Annotated in this window: 31 protein-coding genes; 16 read left to right on the plus strand and 15 right to left on the minus strand. The window is 55.3% G+C overall.

Annotation, left to right across the window (positions count from 1 at the left end; all coding sequences use genetic code 11):
- Positions 1 to 44: 44 nt before the first annotated feature.
- The 14 genes from BW974_RS23960 to BW974_RS24005 form a co-directional block, all read right to left on the minus strand.
- Complete coding sequence (locus BW974_RS23960; RefSeq protein WP_076433732.1) at positions 45 to 854, minus strand: helix-turn-helix domain-containing protein; 810 nt, start codon at positions 852 to 854, stop codon at positions 45 to 47.
- Positions 851 to 1,141, minus strand: a complete 291-nt coding sequence (locus BW974_RS25230) for a hypothetical protein (protein ID WP_139329030.1) — start codon at positions 1,139 to 1,141, stop codon at positions 851 to 853. The genes BW974_RS23960 and BW974_RS25230 overlap by 4 nt, the downstream gene beginning before the upstream one ends.
- 166 nt (positions 1,142 to 1,307) lie before the next feature.
- Entirely contained in the window at positions 1,308 to 1,736 is a 429-nt protein-coding gene (locus BW974_RS23965; RefSeq protein WP_076433734.1) for a hypothetical protein, read from the minus strand.
- 100 nt (positions 1,737 to 1,836) lie between these two features.
- The gene (locus BW974_RS23970; RefSeq protein WP_076433736.1) at positions 1,837 to 2,046 is read right to left on the minus strand and encodes a hypothetical protein; all 210 of its coding nucleotides are present in this window, start codon (positions 2,044 to 2,046) and stop codon (positions 1,837 to 1,839) included.
- Entirely contained in the window at positions 2,043 to 2,480 is a 438-nt protein-coding gene (locus BW974_RS23975; protein WP_076433738.1) for a hypothetical protein, read from the minus strand. The genes BW974_RS23970 and BW974_RS23975 overlap by 4 nt, the downstream gene beginning before the upstream one ends.
- Before the next feature lie 86 nt (positions 2,481 to 2,566).
- Positions 2,567 to 2,827, minus strand: a complete 261-nt coding sequence (locus tag BW974_RS23980; protein WP_076433740.1) for a hypothetical protein — start codon at positions 2,825 to 2,827, stop codon at positions 2,567 to 2,569.
- Positions 2,824 to 2,970 (minus strand): hypothetical protein, encoded by a 147-nt coding sequence (locus BW974_RS26135; protein ID WP_175609819.1) that lies wholly within the window; start codon positions 2,968 to 2,970, stop codon positions 2,824 to 2,826. Before BW974_RS26135 ends, BW974_RS23980 begins: the two co-directional genes overlap by 4 nt.
- Positions 2,967 to 3,167: a hypothetical protein gene (locus BW974_RS23985; RefSeq protein ID WP_076433742.1), complete on the minus strand. Its 201-nt coding sequence runs from the start codon at positions 3,165 to 3,167 to the stop codon at positions 2,967 to 2,969. The genes BW974_RS26135 and BW974_RS23985 overlap by 4 nt, the downstream gene beginning before the upstream one ends.
- Positions 3,168 to 3,171: 4 nt before the next feature.
- The gene (locus BW974_RS26140) at positions 3,172 to 3,312 is read right to left on the minus strand and encodes a hypothetical protein (RefSeq protein ID WP_175609820.1); all 141 of its coding nucleotides are present in this window, start codon (positions 3,310 to 3,312) and stop codon (positions 3,172 to 3,174) included.
- Positions 3,309 to 3,446, minus strand: coding sequence for a hypothetical protein (locus tag BW974_RS26145; RefSeq protein WP_175609821.1), 138 nt, complete (start codon positions 3,444 to 3,446; stop codon positions 3,309 to 3,311). Before BW974_RS26145 ends, BW974_RS26140 begins: the two co-directional genes overlap by 4 nt.
- A 693-nt stretch (positions 3,447 to 4,139) precedes the next feature.
- Entirely contained in the window at positions 4,140 to 4,718 is a 579-nt protein-coding gene (locus tag BW974_RS23990; protein WP_076433744.1) for a hypothetical protein, read from the minus strand.
- 297 nt (positions 4,719 to 5,015) lie between these two features.
- Positions 5,016 to 5,438: a hypothetical protein gene (locus BW974_RS23995; protein WP_076433746.1), complete on the minus strand. Its 423-nt coding sequence runs from the start codon at positions 5,436 to 5,438 to the stop codon at positions 5,016 to 5,018.
- Positions 5,439 to 5,547: 109 nt separating this feature from the next.
- Positions 5,548 to 5,910, minus strand: a complete 363-nt coding sequence (locus BW974_RS24000; RefSeq protein ID WP_076433748.1) for a hypothetical protein — start codon at positions 5,908 to 5,910, stop codon at positions 5,548 to 5,550.
- Complete coding sequence (locus BW974_RS24005; protein ID WP_076433750.1) at positions 5,907 to 6,152, minus strand: hypothetical protein; 246 nt, start codon at positions 6,150 to 6,152, stop codon at positions 5,907 to 5,909. The genes BW974_RS24000 and BW974_RS24005 overlap by 4 nt, the downstream gene beginning before the upstream one ends.
- Positions 6,153 to 6,458: 306 nt before the next feature.
- Between BW974_RS24005 and BW974_RS26320 the strand changes: the two genes are divergently transcribed.
- Positions 6,459 to 6,902 carry a DUF7344 domain-containing protein gene (locus BW974_RS26320; protein ID WP_217694413.1) on the plus strand — a complete coding sequence of 148 codons (444 nt, stop codon included), beginning with the start codon at positions 6,459 to 6,461 and terminating at the stop codon, positions 6,900 to 6,902.
- Here BW974_RS26320 and BW974_RS24015 read toward each other — a convergent pair.
- Positions 6,899 to 7,402: a hypothetical protein gene (locus BW974_RS24015; RefSeq protein WP_076433754.1), complete on the minus strand. Its 504-nt coding sequence runs from the start codon at positions 7,400 to 7,402 to the stop codon at positions 6,899 to 6,901. The two genes, BW974_RS26320 and BW974_RS24015, sit on opposite strands and share 4 nt — an antisense overlap.
- Before the next feature lie 566 nt (positions 7,403 to 7,968).
- On the opposite strand from BW974_RS24015, the gene BW974_RS24020 reads away from it, so the two are divergent.
- From BW974_RS24020 to BW974_RS24085, 15 genes are all read left to right on the plus strand, one after another.
- A complete protein-coding gene (locus BW974_RS24020; RefSeq protein ID WP_076433756.1) occupies positions 7,969 to 8,499 on the plus strand; it encodes a hypothetical protein in 531 nt (176 codons plus the stop codon).
- Between the two features lie 212 nt (positions 8,500 to 8,711).
- Positions 8,712 to 8,930, plus strand: coding sequence for a hypothetical protein (locus tag BW974_RS24025; protein WP_076433758.1), 219 nt, complete (start codon positions 8,712 to 8,714; stop codon positions 8,928 to 8,930).
- Between the two features lie 88 nt (positions 8,931 to 9,018).
- Positions 9,019 to 9,642 carry a hypothetical protein gene (locus BW974_RS24030; RefSeq protein ID WP_076433760.1) on the plus strand — a complete coding sequence of 208 codons (624 nt, stop codon included), beginning with the start codon at positions 9,019 to 9,021 and terminating at the stop codon, positions 9,640 to 9,642.
- Positions 9,623 to 10,927 (plus strand): terminase large subunit domain-containing protein, encoded by a 1,305-nt coding sequence (locus BW974_RS24035; RefSeq protein WP_076433762.1) that lies wholly within the window; start codon positions 9,623 to 9,625, stop codon positions 10,925 to 10,927. The genes BW974_RS24030 and BW974_RS24035 overlap by 20 nt, the downstream gene beginning before the upstream one ends.
- The gene (locus tag BW974_RS24040; RefSeq protein ID WP_076433764.1) at positions 10,924 to 12,897 is read left to right on the plus strand and encodes a phage portal protein; all 1,974 of its coding nucleotides are present in this window, start codon (positions 10,924 to 10,926) and stop codon (positions 12,895 to 12,897) included. Before BW974_RS24035 ends, BW974_RS24040 begins: the two co-directional genes overlap by 4 nt.
- Positions 12,898 to 12,970: 73 nt before the next feature.
- The gene (locus BW974_RS27100; RefSeq protein WP_281247748.1) at positions 12,971 to 13,105 is read left to right on the plus strand and encodes a hypothetical protein; all 135 of its coding nucleotides are present in this window, start codon (positions 12,971 to 12,973) and stop codon (positions 13,103 to 13,105) included.
- A gap of 3 nt (positions 13,106 to 13,108) precedes the next feature.
- Positions 13,109 to 14,377, plus strand: coding sequence for an XkdF-like putative serine protease domain-containing protein (locus BW974_RS24045; protein ID WP_076433766.1), 1,269 nt, complete (start codon positions 13,109 to 13,111; stop codon positions 14,375 to 14,377).
- A gap of 15 nt (positions 14,378 to 14,392) precedes the next feature.
- Positions 14,393 to 15,451, plus strand: a complete 1,059-nt coding sequence (locus tag BW974_RS24050; RefSeq protein ID WP_076433768.1) for a hypothetical protein — start codon at positions 14,393 to 14,395, stop codon at positions 15,449 to 15,451.
- Between the two features lie 11 nt (positions 15,452 to 15,462).
- Positions 15,463 to 15,648, plus strand: coding sequence for a hypothetical protein (locus tag BW974_RS24055; protein WP_076433770.1), 186 nt, complete (start codon positions 15,463 to 15,465; stop codon positions 15,646 to 15,648).
- Between the two features lie 2 nt (positions 15,649 to 15,650).
- A complete protein-coding gene (locus BW974_RS24060; protein ID WP_076433772.1) occupies positions 15,651 to 15,938 on the plus strand; it encodes a hypothetical protein in 288 nt (95 codons plus the stop codon).
- 2 nt (positions 15,939 to 15,940) lie between these two features.
- Positions 15,941 to 16,249, plus strand: coding sequence for a hypothetical protein (locus BW974_RS24065; RefSeq protein ID WP_076433774.1), 309 nt, complete (start codon positions 15,941 to 15,943; stop codon positions 16,247 to 16,249).
- Positions 16,250 to 16,252: 3 nt separating this feature from the next.
- Positions 16,253 to 16,609, plus strand: coding sequence for a hypothetical protein (locus tag BW974_RS24070; RefSeq protein ID WP_076433776.1), 357 nt, complete (start codon positions 16,253 to 16,255; stop codon positions 16,607 to 16,609).
- Between the two features lie 3 nt (positions 16,610 to 16,612).
- Positions 16,613 to 17,458, plus strand: coding sequence for a hypothetical protein (locus tag BW974_RS24075; RefSeq protein WP_076433778.1), 846 nt, complete (start codon positions 16,613 to 16,615; stop codon positions 17,456 to 17,458).
- A gap of 6 nt (positions 17,459 to 17,464) precedes the next feature.
- Complete coding sequence (locus BW974_RS24080; RefSeq protein WP_076433780.1) at positions 17,465 to 17,938, plus strand: hypothetical protein; 474 nt, start codon at positions 17,465 to 17,467, stop codon at positions 17,936 to 17,938.
- On the plus strand, positions 17,935 to 18,407 hold a 473-nt coding region (locus tag BW974_RS24085; RefSeq protein WP_076433782.1), incomplete at its 3' end, for a hypothetical protein. The genes BW974_RS24080 and BW974_RS24085, both read left to right, overlap by 4 nt.

Here is an 18,407-nt window from a genome sequence, read left to right on the forward strand (position 1 = left end):
GACCATACACAGAGTTCCGAAGTGGACGAAATACCGGCGCAGAATCATGCCTTTGCCTCCGGAATCGTGAACTTCGTCGATGGATGGGCGGTGATTACATCCTCTAAGGTGTCGTCTGTCGGGTGTTTTCTGTATAGCTCGGATGCATATGGCCGGGAAATGCCATACGCCCGTGCTATTTTTTTAACGGTGTATCGGTCACGGAGAAGAGCAACCGTCCGTCCAATCCGCGCCAGCGCTTTGGCTTTCAATAACTGCATATCCATCTCCAATTCTACGGTAACGCCATTGGCAGACGATATTTCAGACATATCCATCCGGTTAGTCATCTCCCGGAATGAGTGACCAAACCACGCCCCTTGGTTGATTATCTGCCGCCGGTTTTTCCACAAAGTTGCACGAGACTGAATTTCCCACTCCTTGCGGCACTCATCAGTATGGCTGTTGCTGATAATCTCCCACGCCTTCGTTTCCGGATTCTTTTGGTCGAATTTCGTAATGATTTCGCCACAATCACACAGAACAGCCGTGTCAGCGTACCGGCGTCTATGAGGATAGTTTGGATTAACGTACTTCGTCGCGCCACCCGTGACGTTGGTAAACGTGTCCGACACACGCCACGACCGCGCGAAGATAACCGCACGACACCAGAAGTAATTCGGGATATTCACCGACCCATCACCCCTAATGTGCTTTTGCTTAAACGTCGCTTTCGTCTGGGGAAACTCTGCGATTGTCTCCCGAAACTCAATCATCTTCTCTATCGGGTCAAACCCATAGTCCGGGTCGGGAATCAGGAACTCGTGGTATTTCTCCTCGTGAGTCGGGTTGAAGTGCTCGGCAGTGACGCTCATGCTTTCCTCCGTTCGCCGAGTGGCGACAAGCCACAGTCCTCCGGAGACACGTTCTTCGACGCAAGCTGATAGGCTAACTTCGTCCCTGTCGCACGGACAACCTCTGCCTCACCCGAACACCGCTTACACGGACGCCAGCGGCTATCCAACTCGTCGAGTTCCTTGCGGTGCCATGGCCCATCCGAGCACGACGTGGTGTAGCACTGTGGTTCGTCGGGGTTCTCTGCGTCTGGCGTGTGATAGACGTAGGACTGACTCAATCGCGTCGGGAGCGTGAGAACAGTCATTCGTCAGCACCCCCCAGTGGCGACAGCCCGAAGTCGTCTGGTGTGTGGTCGTTAACGAAATGTGCTTCTCGCGAGCGTGAGCCGTCGAATCGGAATCCGCACGGACACTCGGTTAGCACGATGCTTGTCGAGCGAGGGGTGCCATGCCGAGTGTGTGCTTCTATCGTCATTGCCCGAACACCTCACCAAGCGTCTTCGCGCGCTCGTGGTCTTGCTTGCGCACCGAGTAGCCCTTTGCCGTCCGATTGAGCAACCGCGCATCGAAACAATACCACTGGTCGTGGCTTCGCATATCCGGTTTGACAGTGACGAGCGGCGTCAACCCACCACGGTCTGCAAACTCGACAAGCGCATCAATCTCGTCGCGCGTGAACGTTACCGTCCCGTCTTTGCGCGATTTGTGCTCAATAGCGAAGCCCTCTGCCAACAGTATCGAAAACTCGCCACAGTCTCGCGTGGCGATGATGTCCGGGCGGGCGCGTTGGGTCGCTCCACCACTTGCCGGCGCTCGGTAGGCGGCAAAGCCGTATTCGTCTTCGAGCAAGTCCGAGAGTTCGCGCTCGTCTCGGCTCCCTTTTTTACTCGAACTACTCATGGCTCAACACGCTCCACACCGCAGTTGTAGCACCGAAACCCGTCGATACGGAGCGGTTCGTTGCAGTTGCGACAGTGGCCTTCGGGCGGGCACGCAACGCTCATTCTCGCACCTCAACGAGATTCCGCGCAGGCATCCGAAGCCACTGCTCGGTGCAGTTTTCCCCTTCGAGGTAGTACATCCAGCGACCGTCAATCTTCGTTTGGTGGCCGTAAATCGGCGGTCGGTTATCGGGCACTTCGACCCGACCGGGAGTTTCTAAGTACGTTTCTTCGTCGTCGTCACCTCGGAATCGGTCTGATAGACTCATGGTTGTGGCACCTCCTTGAGTAGCGGTTGCTGGCCGTCGTCACGTTCATCACGCCGACGCTTGCGCCATGCTTCGACGTGCGAGCACTCCCCGACTGCCGTGATTGGCTCACCGTCGTCGAGTGCAGGGAACCGATGATACCCAAAGCCCGGACACGAACATCCGAGGAAGGTAAAGCTGTCCGCGACCGCGTCGGCCTCATCGACTGGTCGGGAGAGGGTTTCGACGACGAACAGCAGATTGCCGCTGTTGTCTTCGCCGGGTTTGACCGATACCGACTCTTCCATTTCGAGGCTTTCGACTGGGTAGCCCGCCTCTTGCATCCATGTAACGAACTCGGGTTGAACGACCATCGCCGACTGTTCGGCGTCGTATCGCACGTCGAGGCAGTCGTCACGGAGGTCTGCCTGCGCGAGTGATTTGGTTGCGCTCATGCCAACCACCCCACGATGTTCTCGACTCCGATATTGCCGATTGCCACGAGGACAAGACCGACGAGTGCAATCTCAAGGCCCGACATTTACATCGCCTCCTCAAGGCTTTCGACATCGTCTAATTCGACGTAGTCATAGCCCCACATTTCGAGCGTTGAAATAACGCGGTCGGGGACTTCGACAGCGTCGAGTGGGATTGCATCGCCCGTTTCCGAATCGACGGCTTCGAACAGCCGGGCGCGGCTCCCGTCTATCTTCTCGAAATAGAACTCAATGCCCTTCAGGAACACTTGGAACCGACCACCGGGGAGCTGTCTGTCCATCGTCGTGTAGTCCGTTGCGCTCATGCCACGAACCCTCGCACGTTCTCGGCGACTTCGTCAGTGTCGGGGGCTTTCTCGTCGAGCAGTCGGTAAAAGTGGATAGCGACCGTGAGGCCAATCCACGCCACGGGCAGGCCGATCAGCGTTTGCAGTAGGTCAGGGTTCATCGCCACCCCTCCGAACAGCCCTCGCAGATTGGAACGCGCTCGCCGTCACGCATGGTACTTCCTGCGGATCGGTTCGGACAATCAACGCACGTCGTTCTGGAACTCAAACGCGGTCGTCGGGATGTGGTGGCGTCGGGTCGTCCGATTTCGTCGTGGCCGGGTTTCGGCAGTCGGATGACGGTTGGGTACTCTGCCATTGTCTTAGGCCTCCAGCGTCTTCTTGCCCGTGTGAACGCAATTCCAGCAGGGCAGTTCGCCGAGGTCGTCACAGTCGCAGTCGTCGTCTTCGTCGTCAGTCTGTGCGTCGAATAGGTCGGTCAGGGTGGTTTCTGTGGTGCTCATTGTCCTTCCTCGGTGAATAGATCGTCAGGCAATTCGCGTCGGAGAACGTCCTCGTAGTCCTCTCCGCGGCATTTGTAGCCGTGGATGGTGTCCGCGAATTCTTTTGAAACGTGAATCGTCGTTGTTTGTTTCATCTACAGTTAGACCATGGTTCTATAGGCCCATAAATCTATCTATAGAACAGTGATACGTTACCTATAGGTCGGATGTTCTGTTCTATCGCGGATAGCCGAGGCTTGACCCGCCAAGCGTTCTAAAACATCTTCCCGTGGGTTCTCTCGCTGGTTTTCGTGTGCGACATGCGCCCGTACCCTATCTATGTCTTTAATCCCCGTAATCCGGGCGTTACGGAGGTATTCGGGCAGTCTCTCTAAGACGTGAGCCGCTTCGAGAGAGGGTGGCATACGAGTCGGTGCGTCGGTCGAAGACATGGCTATTAGGTCGTTCTATAGGTCGATAAAAGAACCGACCGGAGTGAAAGTGAACGCGGGTTTCACTCGAAAAGTGGTGTCTCTCGTTAGTACGACATACTAACCAGAAAGGCGGGGTTCGAATGTTACACAAGCTCGAAGGGGCGGGGAACTCGGATGTTATACGAAGGTAACAACGCTTATTACCACGGACGTTATATTCAGTGATGTACTGATTTTCGCGGGTAGCGGGGCTGTATCTCGGTGGTGGATTAAACGAACAGCTGAAAGAGGGGGTGGACACCCCCTCATTATAACGTTATATTTCGATTATAACGTTATACAACTACTACTACTATACTCTATTACAGTAGTAGTAGTAGTACGAAACAGCGGAAACAAAAGAAGCCGTGGTAGTTAGTTGTCGAGTTCGGCTTTGATCCGTGCAGCTTCGGCAGGCGACCACTTGAACCGCGATTCTCCGGGGCGTACAAAGGCGTGGTCTGGCGCACCCGTCCGTTCTTTAAGCCGGTCGATAATGTCGTCCGGTTCGACTTGTGCAAGACGAGCGGCTTTCTTCACACTCGACAGCTCGGTGTTGACAGGGCGACCGTCCCAGACATCGTCTTCGAGTGTTTCCATTATCGTTTCTAACTTCTGTTCGGATGTATCGACGTTCTTACGACGCTCTCGAAGCCGTGTCAGACGACGCTCGACACCTTCGCGCTCTGCTTGCAACTCTCGTATCTTCGCATCGAGATCGTCTTTCTCGTCTTCCAGCGTTTCTATTTCGTGGTCTATCTGTTCGGCTTCGCCTCGTGCATCACCGAATGCTGCTTTCCACTCTATTTTCCGGATTTCGCGGGCTAACTCACCACGTTTGGTATTACTCATGGCTCGGTCGTGAACACGTTCGTTCACCCGAACGGCGTACTGCTTGTTAAATTCACCGTGGATATATTCCTCGAAGTCCGGAAACTCAAATTCGCCGTTCATAGTCCCACCTCCCACGCGCGAGTGTTGTTTCCGAGGGTGTTGTTTCCGATTCCAATACTGTCGTCCGACGTGAATGCATTTGAGTTCATGGTGATGTCTGGGTTTGACATCACTGGCGAGACTTGCCGCTCATGGAGAGGGCAAGCTATATTATCTCGGGCACAGAAACAGAAAGTGAGTGGCCTTCTGTTCGGGATGTCCCCACATCCCGGTGCCGTCGAATCGACCAGCGATGGGTTTTCGTTTGTATTCTGTTCTGCGTCTTCGAAACCGCGCGCCTTAAACTTACGTGATTGACTACCGAACGTCATCCGACCCTACCTCGTGGAACTCCTCAAACTCCCGTTCACACTGGGGGTTTTGGCATTGATACCCGGCTCCACGCAGGTTGACAAACGCGCGTTGGTGGCAATAGGGACACACGAGCGTCCCCTCTGGTTCCTTTGATTCCACGTCACGGTAGTGTTCCAACCGACTTCGGGCATTTTCCGATACGTTCCACGTCCGGGATTTAGGGTCGTAGTCGTCGGTTTTCTTGATGATACCGTGCCGACTCATTTTCAGCCAGAGCGCCCGATCTATGCTATCGAAGTCCGTCAACTCGACGGGATTCTCTTGCTCGACAATTCCAACCAGCGACCGCCAATTCTTGGTGAGAAAGTTACCCGTGTCACGTCCAACGTCCTGCCGTCCATTATCCCGATTCGTCGAGAGGCTCATTAGATTCCCTCACGGCAGTGGCGACACTCATCGTAATGTCCGCCAACCCACTGATAGCAATACTCTCCGTCACACGGGTCAAACGTCTGTATCGTCACATGCGCCGCCATCAGGCATCACCCTCCTGCCAATAGGCAAACCCCTCAACGAGTTTTTCCTGCCGCGCCGTGATACCCTGCTTTCGTCGGGTGAGCTGCGCAATGGTATCCTCTAACTCGTCTTCCGATTCCATTACCCAGTAGCCGTTATGTCCCGACCCAATCGGGATGTTTCGCTTGTGAATCAACGCACGCACGCACTTGCGCGTTTGTGGCGTGGAATCCAGTTCATCCATCCCTCCGAGGATGTCCGATATTTCGCCCGAGGTAATCGCGTTCTCTTCTCCGACGTGGTCTTTCAGGACACTCCAGACCGCGTCGAGTTCTTTCTCCGATGCGTCACAACCCCAGTACTCCTCTTTGTCGGTGCTCATGTCCGGCGCACCTCCAACCACTCGCCGCCATCCATCGGGACGGTGTATATCTCACCGACTTTCCGGAGTTCGTTGAGTTGCCGCTCGACGAAGTCCTGTCCGTAGTTCTCGCCACCGACAACTGACTCAATCAAGACCTCCCGCGGGAGATTCGTCACGTCGAGTCGGTTGAAGATAGCCTTTCGACAGTCAATTGTCGGGTTCGGTGCAACGGTCGGCGTTTGGGTCTGTTCTTTGCTCATAGACTTGCTCTATAGGCAGTCCCGCGGCTCATCGAACGGTACGTTTATGCCGCCGGAACGCGAAGGAACCAGTAGGGAATGCGGTTCTTTTCCGCGTGTTGTCTGCCTTGCTAATGACTATTGTGTGTCGGCGACTTATAGATTACGCTTAGACCGACCTATAGAACATAGGATGGTCTTATAGGCAACTCCATTTGGATAACATTTATCTATAGGCCGGTTGTATACCTAAGTAAGACCGTAAAGGACACGAAAACAGTGTCCCGGTGTCTTCAGCACCGAGACGGTCTGAACAAGTGAATCCGCATGAGTATCCAAGACGCAAACCCGGTTAACGATTTCGGTTGTTTAGTTGATGAACCACGCGGCGCAGGCGCACTGTCGGCCACAGAAGCCAATCATCTCCTTGGCTGCAACACCGAGCAGTCTACAGAACGACGGATGATTATTCTCCGCGTTCTATGCGACGAAGCACCCATGCCAAAGACAGAGTTCGTCACGCGCATCTCTGCACTTGAGCATGACGTTGACGACGATGACGTGACGACCACCCAACGCAAGCGAACGAATGCCGCACTCGTCCAAACCCACCTGCCTGCCTTCGAAGCGGCAGACATCCTCCAGCTTGGCGATGGAAGTGATTCGACGATCTCGTTAGGCACGAATGCCGAGGAATTGTTTGAGTTCGCTGGCTTGGAGCGCGAGAAAGAGAGCCTCCTTCGCCGCCTTCTCAACTTCTTCGGCCTCTAATTCCGGTTTTTCCGTGCCCGGTCGCGTTCCAGCTCGACGCCTCTTTCGACGCCTTGCTCAAACCCGATTTTAATCCCCATTTTGAGAAGGTCATACTCTTTGTCAGAGAGTTCTGTCCGCTCTCCCGAGAGCAATGCAGACGCATCCAGAGAGAGTTGTTCGGTCTTCTCTCCCTCCGAGTTCTGTTCTACTATATCATCAAGGTCGTACCTGTTTTCATAGTAGTTCTTGAGCGTCCCGTAGCGGTTTTTTATCTCACGGAATGACCGACCCATACGGTCATCGACAGGCCCAAAGAATTTGTAGTAAACATCGGAGTAGTGGCTATCAGTGTATGTTTTCGTACCGTATTCTTTTGCCCCAACCTCTGGCATCTTCGAGAATGCCATCTCCGGGTTTTCGTCAATTACTCTTATGGCTTCCTTTTGTGGGTCGGTCGTATCTTCATCTATAAGATCCTCAAGCAGTTCGATTTCGCTTGGCCTTCTGTCTCGTACCATGCTATAGGCCACTCTGGCGGCTAATAAAAAACTGGTAGTTAGTCCATGGCGCTACAATCAATCTATATGCCGGTATGAAACACCTATACGTCAGTAGGAGCGACCTATACGTCACCAGACGACCGAACGATATTATGGTTTTGTAAAAACTGTTCAAGACCTTCGTCCGATAGTGTCAAGGTCGCGCCGTTAGGAGACGCCACGCACGCCCTCTTCCCGGTTTTACCACACTCGGCCGTCTTTTTGTCGCCGTGCATGTCTTAATAGATTATATTCACGTAGTAAAGTCTTTGCGTCACCGGAATGGAAGTGAAAACAGCGTTCACAGAGCCACATTCAGAGCACAACAGTCATTCATTACTTTACTTTCACCCAACCATTTTGCTATACCACTGAATGGTAGTTTCCCATGGTTTATTATCTATACGTCTCACAAGGGCAATAGTTATAAAGCCACAGAACAACCTATAGGCCAACAAAGCGACCTATAGGCCATCTTTTCCGTAGTGTTCTTGTAACCGTGTTCACAGCACGGGTACATTCGACCAGCCTGCCCCTTCTCATTCATGAGCATACGAAACCAATCCAATAGCCACACGTACAGTTGTGAATACTGCAACGGGCCGCGAACAAAGGAGGGCGTGAATGGTTCCTTCTGTTCGGAGGAATGCCACGACAAACACCGAGGCGAAAACCTACTCACGTATCTTGAGAACGACCATCGCCTGTGTGCCAATTGTGGGAGTAAACTGAAAGTCGTCGAACCACCAACACAGGCCCAACTCGTTAAGATACAGGGCTACCACAGCACCAAATCCCTCGAAGACGGCGGGGGCTATCAATACAAAACCCCACTCGCAGACGCCGAAGAACTCCCAACCGTCTGTGGCTCATGTGGCAATTGTACGCTGTCGAAACCCTTCCCCGAAGCACAGTCTATTTTCCTGCGTGAATGCGCTCGGGGTATCCTTGCGTCCCTTCGAGAGAAGCGGAGAGAAGGCACCCACGACAAGACGATAGACGACGAGACGTTTTTTGAATACCTTGAAACACCGGACGACATCCCACTCGCGTTAGGGAGGGCTATTGATGGCTGAGCCCGCCGCGTTCCTCATCACCTTCGGTGCGATGCTTCTCGCAGGTGCCGCCCTTCTCCGCTACCTCTACTCATGAGCACAACACACGACCGACTCCGCTGTATGAGTTGCTGGCGAATGCTCCGCGGTATTCGAGCAAAACAGACTGGCCACTGCCACGTTTGCGACAACGATCGTTAGCATACCATACTAACCTGAATACATTTGAATTCATGCCCGATAGAACCACCATTTCGCTCCCACAGCCCGTCAAAGAGGAGATAGACGCCAAGAAACCCGACAATCTCTCATACGGTGCGTTTCTGTCTGGCCTGATTTCCGATACAGAACTCATTACCAACGAGGATTTGATGGCCCGATTGGACGATTTGGAGACGACGATACCGAATCAAGCGGCCAATGAAGTCCAGAATCGCATGACGAGACGGTGAATGCATACTCATTCACTGTGCTGTGCGGTGCGGTCACCCGAATAGTAGCGCAAGACTCCGATAAACGAAAACACTTCATGGAGGAATAATGCCGAGTGGAACACCAAACGAGACATGTGGCGACCACGGCGGGTCAAACCGAGAGGGTAACCCCTGCGGTCGGTCTGCCGGATGGGGAACCGACTTCGAATCTGGCAAATGTCGAAACCACCGAGGGACATCACCCGACGGCGAGAGTCACGAGAACAACCAGAACGCACAGACCCACGGCCTGTTCTCGAAACATGATGGCTACTATCACGATCTCGACGAAGACGAGCAGGAATGGGTGTTCGATTTCACGAACTCGCTCCTTGACCGGCTTCGGAAGTCCCACGGCAAAGAGCCGGACATGTTCGACAAAGAGGCGCTGAAAAACATCGCCATCGACTTCCACCGGGTTGCACACGCGAACGGCTACTTCCGCGAGAAAGGAGAGGTACAAACCCAGTGGGCGAGTACGATGGAGGGTCGCGTCCCGATGGGTGATGAAGTCAACGTTTGGGCGAGTGAGATTCGGCAGTACAACGAGTCCATCTACCGCCGAATGCAAAAACACGGCCTACTCGACGACCCGGAGAGTCAGAAGGCCGACGCATTGAGCGATTTGACTGTTGAAATCAAACCCACTCGCGTCACGGAGGAGAATGTAGATGAGTTCGTCGGCGAGTAACCCATCAGACGACACCCTCCAACTGAATTGGGGCTTTTGGGATAAGCAACTTGAAACCCTCAACAAACTCGAATCGGGAGAGTACGACGTTGTCGTCTTCCGCGCAGGCTACGGGTCGGGGAAGACAGTTCTCGGGGCACGCGCCACGCTGAAGTTTGCGCTCAAGATACCGAAGAGCGACAACCTCATTCTCGCACCCGACGCACAGAAGGGTGGCCCGTCCACGTACAAAGGATTCTTTAAGCAGTTACCCGGCGAGAACACCGTCCCCGACGAAGGTGGCGACCCCGAAAATTCCCCGATAGTTCAAGAGTACCACGGGACAAAGCGACGACTCACGCTTACGAACGGGTCGGTCATCCGCCTTGGTTCCGCTGACGTATGGAATCGGTATGCAGGTTCCGAGTTCAATTTCATATGGGGCGACGAAGTCGCTCACTACGAATACACCAATCTATACGACCTCAATCGGATGCTGTTGTCTCGACAGCGTACCCAACAGGGGCCGAACGTCACGCTATGGACATCCACCGGCAACGGTTACAACCAGTTTTACGACTTCGTCGAGCGCCAAGAGACACCCGATGGTGAACCACTCCCGACGCGAATAGAGAACGTCGTTGCAGACAGTCGGAATAACCCATTCCTGCCGGAGAAAGAGAAGCTGATTCGGCAGTTCGAAGGCACATCGAAAGAAGAGCAGGGGTTAGAAGGTGGTTTCGCCGCCGCCGAAGGACTCGTCTATTCGTCGTTCTCCCGCGACCGCCACGTTATCAGCGAGGAACGCGCCGACGCACTCACCGACAAGTGGCGGATGTACGGCTACGACGCTGGTTGGGACGACCCGCGCGTTGTTGTCGAAATCGCACGCACTGATTACGGCCAATACGTCGTCCTCGATTGCTTCTACCAGTCCGAATCCCAGCCATCGGATGCTATCGAGTGGTTGGAAGGCCGACCGCAGGGACTCATGTACTGCGAGCATGAACCGGGCCACATCGTCAAGTTCCGCCAAGCGGGGTGGAGCGCCAACAAAGCAGAGAAGGACTTAGACGAAGGCATCCCCGCAGTCCGCGCCCGCTTAGAACGCGACGAGGACGGCAAGCCGGGACTTCTCGTTTCGGACGCCTGCACCGAGGTCATTCAAGAGTTCATGAGCTATAAAGAGGAACACGTCGGGAAGTCGATGGCCCAAGACCACGCACTCGACGCACTCCGCTACGCCCTTTTCACACACATGCCGAAATCGAACACCTCCAGCGGTTCCGGAGTTAGCTACATATGAGTGACAACGACGACACCGCCGCGAAAGTCCACGTATCGGGCATCGGCAAGAGTAACGCCCTTTCAAAAGCAGAGACAAGCGGCCAGCTCCCCGAGCGCCGAATCCGGTCGCTCAATCTCGGTGTTCAACCACCATACAATCCCGACCGGCTGGCTGCCTTCCTCGAACTCAACGAGACACACGCCACTGCCGTCCGGAAGAAAGCCCGCTATGAGGTTGGTTTCGGCTTCGACATCGTCCCGAACGACGACGTAGACCCCGACGACGCCGACGAAACAGAAAAGCAGGTTGTCGAGAACTTCTGGCACGGACGCGATTCGAACTGGCAGACAGGCCCCCACGAATCAGCCGAACCAACCACGCCAGAAGAGGTCAAAGAACTCGCTCGACAGGACTATCACAGTATCGGGTGGTGTACGCTCGAAATCCTCACCAACGCGGAGGGTGTGCCAGTCGGCTTAGCACACGTCCCGGCGAATACGGTACGTGTTCGCAAGCCCTCGGAGGACGGCGACCCCAAGGACTTCCGTGGCTATGTGCAAAAGCGAAATGGTAGAAAACGATTCTTCGGCGTTGCAGGCGACCGCTACCGTGGCATGGAGGCCACCATCACGGGCGGAGGCGAGGACACTGCACCAACCATCACCTACACACAGACGGGCGACGAGGAACCGCTCTTCGTTGATAAAGAGACGGGCGACGTAGTCGGAGGGAGCGCCGGGAATCTCCCGAATGGCCCTGCAAACGAACTCATTTTCATACGCAACCCATCGCCACTTGAACAAGACTACGGCGTTCCGGACTGGGTGTCTGCCATTCGCACCATTAGCGCGGATGAAGCGGCGAAGGACTACAATCGCGAGTTCTTCGATAACGATACCATCCCGCGCTTTGTCATCAAGGTGCTTGGTGGCGAGCTAACGGAGGAATCGAAGCGCGACCTGCGCCAGATGCTTAACGGCCTGCGCGAAGAGTCCCACCGAACCGTCGTTCTTGAGGTCGAGAAGTTCCAGACCCAACTCGACGAGGACGTAGACATCGAATTGGAACCACTGGGACAGGGCATCAGCGAGGAGATGGACTTTCGGGAGTTCCGCGAGAAGAACGAACACGAAATCGCCAAAGTCCACGAAGTCCCACCCATCCTGATTGGCGTTACCGAAACGTCGAATCGGGCCAATTCACAAGAACAAGTCCGTGAGTTTGCGACTGACGTTATCGCTCCGGAGCAAAACAAGTTCGCCGGACGCTTCTACCAGATTATCCATCAGCAGGCGCTCGGTGTGACGGATTGGACAATAGAGTACGAACTCCGAGGGGCCGAACAGCCCAAGGAGGATGCGGAGGTCGCTCGCCGGAAGATACAAGCCGTGAATGGTGCCATCCCGATTAATCGCGCCCTCGAAATGATTGGCGAAGACCCACTGCCTGATGACCACGAGATAGATGGCGATACGCTCGTGGCAGACATCGGCAATAGTGGGGGTGGCCCGCCGGGACAACCGCCCGGAGCACCACCGTTCGGTGCTGGAAACGAAGGAAACGAACAGAACGAAGGAAACGAAGGGGGTGATGAAACGGAGCAATCACGCCCGGATCACTTTCCACCCGAAGGCAACAAAATCGGAGAGCGAGACTGGGCCGATGTCGAACCAGACCTAATCGCCAAAGACCCGCTTGAGCAAATGACGTTTTCCTCGTCGAATCTCAAAGAGGGGCTATTTGACTTCGAGACAAACGAACTCTATATCTCATTCCGGCGGGAGAACGGGCCGTCCTCGTTGTATGCGTATGTGAACGTCCCGACTTCGACGTGGTCGGCACTCGCCAACGCATCTTCGCACGGGTCATATCATTACGCCAATATACGACTCGAGTATCCCTACGTCGAAATCACGAATTTCCACAGCAGACTGCCAAGTGGCCCGATGCCGTCGGGCGAGGACATGCCAAGCGACGTGCCGCTCTAAGTCTGGGTGCCAATGACGCGGGAAGCGACCCGGCTCCCCCGTCGAGGCTCGACCGGGCTACAGCAATTCGACCATGCCAACTAAAGACCAAGAGCGCGGCGAAAAGCGTGGCGTCCTTTCGACCGGTCGAGCCGACAAACTCGGGAAGACCAAGGACGCCGACGCTGACGCCGCCGACGAAACCGAAGACGATGATGAAGAGGGCTGATACATGCCACCGGTAACGAAAGCAGGCGGTACCCAGTTCCGCAAGGATATAGAGTTCGTCACCAAGGACGACGACGAACAGATTGCCGCTGGCATCGTGATGGTGCCGGACAAGGCCGACCTTCAAAACGACTTTGTCCGCGAAGACACCATCAAGCAGTTCGCCGACCAATTCGAGACGTTCGAAGCGGCGGGCGAAGCCAGCGGAGGCATCATGCACGCCGTCTGGCCCGATGGCTGGATGGAACTCGAACGGAACGAAGTGCTTGAGTCCGCACAGGAAATCGGGGGGACGGAAGCCCCCGCAGGCGCGTGGGTGCAAGAGTGGCGTGTCAACAACGCCGACCTCTGGGAGTTAGTCCAAGATAGCATTATTGAGGGCTACTCTATCGGTGCCATCCAAGTCGATTGGAACGGCCCATATGAGCAAGGCGAGGTAGACAACGTCACTGTCCCCGATAAACTCGGCGACGATGCCCAAATCTGGGAACTCACTTCGGGGCTAATTCAAGAAGTCTCGGCGGTGGACATCCCCGCGGTGCCTGATGCAATGATTCTCGAAACCAAGGCGAACGCCGACAAGCGACTCGGCGACCACCTTGGCAACCGCGATGGCTTCATGGAGGAAGCCGTCCAACGCGGCCACTCCGAAGAGGAAGCCGAACGACTGTGGAACGTTCTTAACGCCGCCCTTGATGTTGAGGGGTCGTCAGAACCCGGCAAGCAGTCGTCGATGTTCACTCGCGTCGGGAAGGCCGTCATGGATGCCATCACCGGCAGCAGCGATGGCGAGGGAGAAGATGGAGAGAGCGGAAAAAACGCCTCCGACGGCGATACGTCGGATGACACGACAACCATGAGCGAAAGTGACAAGAGCGAGTTGAAAGAACTCGCCGAAGAAAACCAAGCACAGATTAGTGAACTCACCGATGCGGTGAAAAACCTCACCGACACCGTTGCCGCCAGTAGTGGCGAGGAGACGGTGGAACTTGAGTTCGCAGACGGAACGCGAGAAGTCCCCAAAAGCCAAGTTGAGGACGCACTCGCAGCGAAAGAAGACGACGAAGACGAGGACGACGAAGACGACGATGAGGATGAGGGGAAGGCGGCGGACGCCGACCTCGAATCCCTCCAGTCTGACGTAAAAGCACTGAACGACCGCCTCAACACCATCAGCCAGCAGAGTGGACTCGGCAGCGACCAACTCAAATCGACTGGCGACGGCGACGAAGAAGATGACCCACTCTCCGGTCTGGGTAAGGCACTCTCCTAACGAGGTTCATACACAATGAGTTCTAACACTATCGACGCAGTTCGACAGCAGAATCAGCAGGCCAGCCTCTCGCAGAAGGACATCGGGCTAACCGAACTCGACGGCTTCCAGCTTCCGAGTGACGTTACCCAAGAGTTCCTGACGCGAATGCAGAAGGAAATCAACCTCCTCGGACAGGTTGACACGATGACGATGGAGCGCCTTGAGCAAGAGGTGCCAAAGTTCGGTGTCCCACAGCTCTCCGGTAGCACGCGCGCCGAAGAAGGAACCCGTACCAACAACTCCGCGGCAGAATCCGGGTACGTCAAATTCAACGCGACGGACAAGAGTTACTACATCTTGGTCGAGCCGAAGCGTGACGCACTCAAGAACACGCACTACGGCCCCGACCAGTTCGGTAACTACATCGTTGACGAGTTCGTGCAGCGATGGGCCAACGACATCGCCCTCATCGGAATGCGCGCGGGCGCGGCGTCCGGCAATCTCCAGTCCATCGGTGGCGCGGCGTCCCTTGATTCGACGTGGAACGGCTGGGTCGCCCTCGCAGAAGGTGCAGACACGGCCAGCGACCGCATCGGCCTTGAAGACACGGACGCGGGCGAAGTGGACACCATGCCGACCGTCGATAACACCGACGGCAGTGGCAACCCACAGGCGCTTTCGACCACGGTGTTCAACGACACCATCACGAAACTCGACAGCCGGTACCGTGACACCGACCGGACGAAGTTCCTGATGAACCCCGACCAAGTCCAGCAGTACGCGATGAATCTCACCCAGCGCGAAGACCCACTCGGGTCGGCTGTCATCTTCGGCGACAGCGACTTGACGCCATTCAGCTACGACATCGTCGGCGTCAACGGCTGGCCGACCGAGTACGCCATGTTCGTTGACCCGGACAACCTCGCCTACGGCCTGTTTGAGAACATGGAACTCGACCAGACGACGGACACGGACAAGGTTCACGAAGAGCGCCTCCACTCGCGGAACTGGATGGAAGGACAGTTCGACTTCCAAATCAAGGAAATGCAGGCTGGCGCACTCGTCACCGGCCTTGCCGACCCAACGGCGTAAGGTGATTCTGAATGACGACAACTAACGCAGAAATGCGAAGCGCGTTCAAGGAGTACCGTGCCGTCCGCGTGCTTAGCGCCGACCCCGACGCATCCGAACTCGACGGCGGCGAAATCTGGTTCCGAAGCGATACCAGCGAGTGGCGTGGTTACGATGGCACAAGCTTCGGCACCATCGGATTCACGGCGGACGCATAACCATGCCAACCGTCGAGAAAATACGGGGTGGCGAGGTTTACTTCCCTGCCCTTGAACAAGATTTCTCGAAAGGCGACCGTGCCGATGTCAGCGACGGGCTGGCCACGTACCTCTGCGACGAGCGGGGGGATTTCGAGGTTGTTGAAGACGATGGAACGCTCGACACGAACGAAACGAGCGGAACGAAGTCGGACGACGGCGAAGACATTTGCGGTGTCGAGAAGTCCGACGGCGAGACATGCACACGTCCCGCCGATGAGTGTCCGTATCACGATAGCGAGGAGAACTAATCATGCCTGCATGGAATGATTCGGCCATCATCGCCGATTCGCAAGCATTGACCGCGGGACAGACAGTTACTGCCGCAGTCCGTGACTACCATTCTCCCGCAATCTGTGTTGCACTCGAAGACTTGGGCGGAAACGCAGACGATACCCTCTCCGTTGAAATTGTCGGCGATGCTGGCACATACGAAGTCGATTCACGAACTCTCTCCGCAACAGGGAGTTACGTCGTCAACGTACCTCAAGCTCCGACAGTACAGATAACAAGCGCAAACGGGACGACGATTAGCGCCGAAGCGCGGAACAATCCGAGGTAGCTAATGACTTCTGATAGGGTTTTTTCGGGACAACTGCGCGATACCAGTACGTATAGCTTTCCCGACCCGGCAGTCAGCGGTGGCTTCCAGACAAAACAGCGGAGTGCGATTGCAAAAGTCGTCAACACGCTGAATAAAGCCGTTACCGTGACGCTCTTCGGCAGTACATACGACGATGCCGGGATGGAACAGGACGTGAAAAACGACCCATCGACGACAAGCGTCTCTGTCCCGGCTGGTGAATCGGCTGTGTTGGGTACCGAACACCCGTGGTCATTTCTCCGCGTTGAAGCAAGCCCGAAAAACGCCCCCGATTCGGGGGGCCTGAAAGTCGTCTTCCAATCGGAATCGGAGCGATAACACATGGCCACAGGTTACTGCACCCACGACGACGTTCGCAGAGCACTGCGTGAGGCATCACTCCCCGGTGACGCTCAACAAGACCCCCAAATCCTCACTGACGCGATTGTCTCACAGACCGAATGGTTTGATGAGACATATGGCTATCACTGGTACGAATCCGGTGGGTTAGCAGAGGACGATGAGGGCATCATCCCCACGGGGCCGAACACCCGTGACGACGAAGAGGACATCCCAACCCATGGCGGGTTCGTCCACGGTGCCAGCGAGTTCGACCGCTATCGCTACCGACGAAATAGCGATGCCCTCCTCGAATCGGGGCCACTCCATGACCGCCGCCGACGCCATGACCGCCACAAAAAAGAGGAGATTCGCCTCTCGTTTGGCGACCTCCACTACCCGACTGACGACAGCGTCCCGGCCTACTGCCGGATTACGCTGGCGCGGGCGTATGTCGATTCGCTAAATCAACTGCTTGTCGTCAACGAAGACGGCGGGTTTGATGACTGGGTCGCAAGCGACGACTACGAGGGTGGAGTCGGAATCGAACACCGGGGCAAAGACTACTGGGTGCGAATCAACTCGCTCGGTGTGTCCGATATGTACCTCAACGTGCATTCGATGGACGATGACCTCGCTTCATTTTCCGACGCTGTCTACGTCGATTTCGACTTTGGTAAAGAGGGCATCCCGCACAACGTTCGGCGGGCAATTGCCAACCGCGCCGGGTCGGATATGGTCGAAGAGGCGGCCATCCAAATCCCCGACAACTCCCGACTCTCGAATATCGACACCAAGGCCGAAGTAATGCGCGAGAAAGCCGATGAACTCCTCGAAATCTACGAGTAACGACGAATGGTCATTCTCGAACCCGATTTTAAGGACAAGTTAGAGACGGCAGTCCGCGAGCAAGCCGTTTCCGAACTCATGGGGCCGAATGGCCCGGTACTCAAAGCCATCGAGCAGTCCCACGAAAAATTAGATGCGTCGGACTACAACACCGACTCGGTCAAAGACTCACTCGTTGAGCCGATTGTCGAAGAAAAGGGCAACCGAGTCACCATCACATGGGGCTGGACACACGAAGCCGCGGACTACTTCGAGCGCGGTACATCGTTTCACAGAATCGACGGTGACCCCGTTCTCTCGTTCGTGTGGGAAGACCCGCCGAGTTGGGTTCGTGAGGAGTTCGACCAAGCGAGAAGTTCGGGCGGGCAGTTCTCGTCTGGGTGGCGTGTGTTTTTCAGCAATGTGCATGTGAGTGGCATCGACGAGATTCGGTACACCCGATTCGGGTTGGAATGGCTACGTAGGGAGTTACAGAAATGAATTATCGGTTAACAAAGTGGGTGATAGAGGCCTTTGAACGGAACTGGAGTACGGATATATATCCCGGCGACTATGATGCCTCTCTCCCGCAACTCATTAACCAAGACGATGCGTCGGTATCAGAGTTTAACGACCGCCGTGTTTCATACGACCTCACCGACAACAATGCGATTACGATAGGGTCGGCAAACGTCGCCAGAGATCCAATCGGGACGGAGTTCGACTATCGCCTTGAGGCGATTGTCTCCGTCCGAATTGAGGGCGCACACGTTGACGAGTGGGGACACATCAAGAGTGCGGATGAGTTCCGCTATTTGGTGGAGGCGGCACAGACCGCACTCAACCAAGAGCGTGTATGGCCCTACCGAAATCCATCTGGCAATTTCCATTTTCACTCCTTGTATTTGGAAAATGACGAGAACAACAGCGTTTCACACAAAGACTACTATCGCTACGATTTTGACGTGCG

It is taken from the genome of Haladaptatus litoreus (genome assembly GCF_900156425.1).
Lineage (GTDB): Archaea > Halobacteriota > Halobacteria > Halobacteriales > Haladaptataceae > Haladaptatus > Haladaptatus litoreus.

Excerpts from the sequence above, each read along its gene's own strand:
- BW974_RS23960 (WP_076433732.1), bottom strand. The coding sequence starts at position 854 with ATGAGCGTCACTGCCGAGCACTTCAACCCGACTCACGAGGAGAAATAC.
- BW974_RS25230 (WP_139329030.1), bottom strand. The coding sequence starts at position 1,141 with ATGACTGTTCTCACGCTCCCGACGCGATTGAGTCAGTCCTACGTCTAT.
- BW974_RS23965 (WP_076433734.1), bottom strand. The coding sequence starts at position 1,736 with ATGAGTAGTTCGAGTAAAAAAGGGAGCCGAGACGAGCGCGAACTCTCG.
- BW974_RS23970 (WP_076433736.1), bottom strand. The coding sequence starts at position 2,046 with ATGAGTCTATCAGACCGATTCCGAGGTGACGACGACGAAGAAACGTAC.
- BW974_RS23975 (WP_076433738.1), bottom strand. The coding sequence starts at position 2,480 with ATGAGCGCAACCAAATCACTCGCGCAGGCAGACCTCCGTGACGACTGC.
- BW974_RS23980 (WP_076433740.1), bottom strand. The coding sequence starts at position 2,827 with ATGAGCGCAACGGACTACACGACGATGGACAGACAGCTCCCCGGTGGT.
- BW974_RS26135 (WP_175609819.1), bottom strand. The coding sequence starts at position 2,970 with ATGAACCCTGACCTACTGCAAACGCTGATCGGCCTGCCCGTGGCGTGG.
- BW974_RS23985 (WP_076433742.1), bottom strand. The coding sequence starts at position 3,167 with ATGGCAGAGTACCCAACCGTCATCCGACTGCCGAAACCCGGCCACGAC.
- BW974_RS26140 (WP_175609820.1), bottom strand. The coding sequence starts at position 3,312 with ATGAGCACCACAGAAACCACCCTGACCGACCTATTCGACGCACAGACT.
- BW974_RS26145 (WP_175609821.1), bottom strand. The coding sequence starts at position 3,446 with ATGAAACAAACAACGACGATTCACGTTTCAAAAGAATTCGCGGACACC.
- BW974_RS23990 (WP_076433744.1), bottom strand. The coding sequence starts at position 4,718 with ATGAACGGCGAATTTGAGTTTCCGGACTTCGAGGAATATATCCACGGT.
- BW974_RS23995 (WP_076433746.1), bottom strand. The coding sequence starts at position 5,438 with ATGAGCCTCTCGACGAATCGGGATAATGGACGGCAGGACGTTGGACGT.
- BW974_RS24000 (WP_076433748.1), bottom strand. The coding sequence starts at position 5,910 with ATGAGCACCGACAAAGAGGAGTACTGGGGTTGTGACGCATCGGAGAAA.
- BW974_RS24005 (WP_076433750.1), bottom strand. The coding sequence starts at position 6,152 with ATGAGCAAAGAACAGACCCAAACGCCGACCGTTGCACCGAACCCGACA.
- BW974_RS26320 (WP_217694413.1), top strand. The coding sequence starts at position 6,459 with ATGAGTATCCAAGACGCAAACCCGGTTAACGATTTCGGTTGTTTAGTT.
- BW974_RS24015 (WP_076433754.1), bottom strand. The coding sequence starts at position 7,402 with ATGGTACGAGACAGAAGGCCAAGCGAAATCGAACTGCTTGAGGATCTT.
- BW974_RS24020 (WP_076433756.1), top strand. The coding sequence starts at position 7,969 with ATGAGCATACGAAACCAATCCAATAGCCACACGTACAGTTGTGAATAC.
- BW974_RS24025 (WP_076433758.1), top strand. The coding sequence starts at position 8,712 with ATGCCCGATAGAACCACCATTTCGCTCCCACAGCCCGTCAAAGAGGAG.
- BW974_RS24030 (WP_076433760.1), top strand. The coding sequence starts at position 9,019 with ATGCCGAGTGGAACACCAAACGAGACATGTGGCGACCACGGCGGGTCA.
- BW974_RS24035 (WP_076433762.1), top strand. The coding sequence starts at position 9,623 with ATGAGTTCGTCGGCGAGTAACCCATCAGACGACACCCTCCAACTGAAT.
- BW974_RS24040 (WP_076433764.1), top strand. The coding sequence starts at position 10,924 with ATGAGTGACAACGACGACACCGCCGCGAAAGTCCACGTATCGGGCATC.
- BW974_RS27100 (WP_281247748.1), top strand. The coding sequence starts at position 12,971 with ATGCCAACTAAAGACCAAGAGCGCGGCGAAAAGCGTGGCGTCCTTTCG.
- BW974_RS24045 (WP_076433766.1), top strand. The coding sequence starts at position 13,109 with ATGCCACCGGTAACGAAAGCAGGCGGTACCCAGTTCCGCAAGGATATA.
- BW974_RS24050 (WP_076433768.1), top strand. The coding sequence starts at position 14,393 with ATGAGTTCTAACACTATCGACGCAGTTCGACAGCAGAATCAGCAGGCC.
- BW974_RS24055 (WP_076433770.1), top strand. The coding sequence starts at position 15,463 with ATGACGACAACTAACGCAGAAATGCGAAGCGCGTTCAAGGAGTACCGT.
- BW974_RS24060 (WP_076433772.1), top strand. The coding sequence starts at position 15,651 with ATGCCAACCGTCGAGAAAATACGGGGTGGCGAGGTTTACTTCCCTGCC.
- BW974_RS24065 (WP_076433774.1), top strand. The coding sequence starts at position 15,941 with ATGCCTGCATGGAATGATTCGGCCATCATCGCCGATTCGCAAGCATTG.
- BW974_RS24070 (WP_076433776.1), top strand. The coding sequence starts at position 16,253 with ATGACTTCTGATAGGGTTTTTTCGGGACAACTGCGCGATACCAGTACG.
- BW974_RS24075 (WP_076433778.1), top strand. The coding sequence starts at position 16,613 with ATGGCCACAGGTTACTGCACCCACGACGACGTTCGCAGAGCACTGCGT.
- BW974_RS24080 (WP_076433780.1), top strand. The coding sequence starts at position 17,465 with ATGGTCATTCTCGAACCCGATTTTAAGGACAAGTTAGAGACGGCAGTC.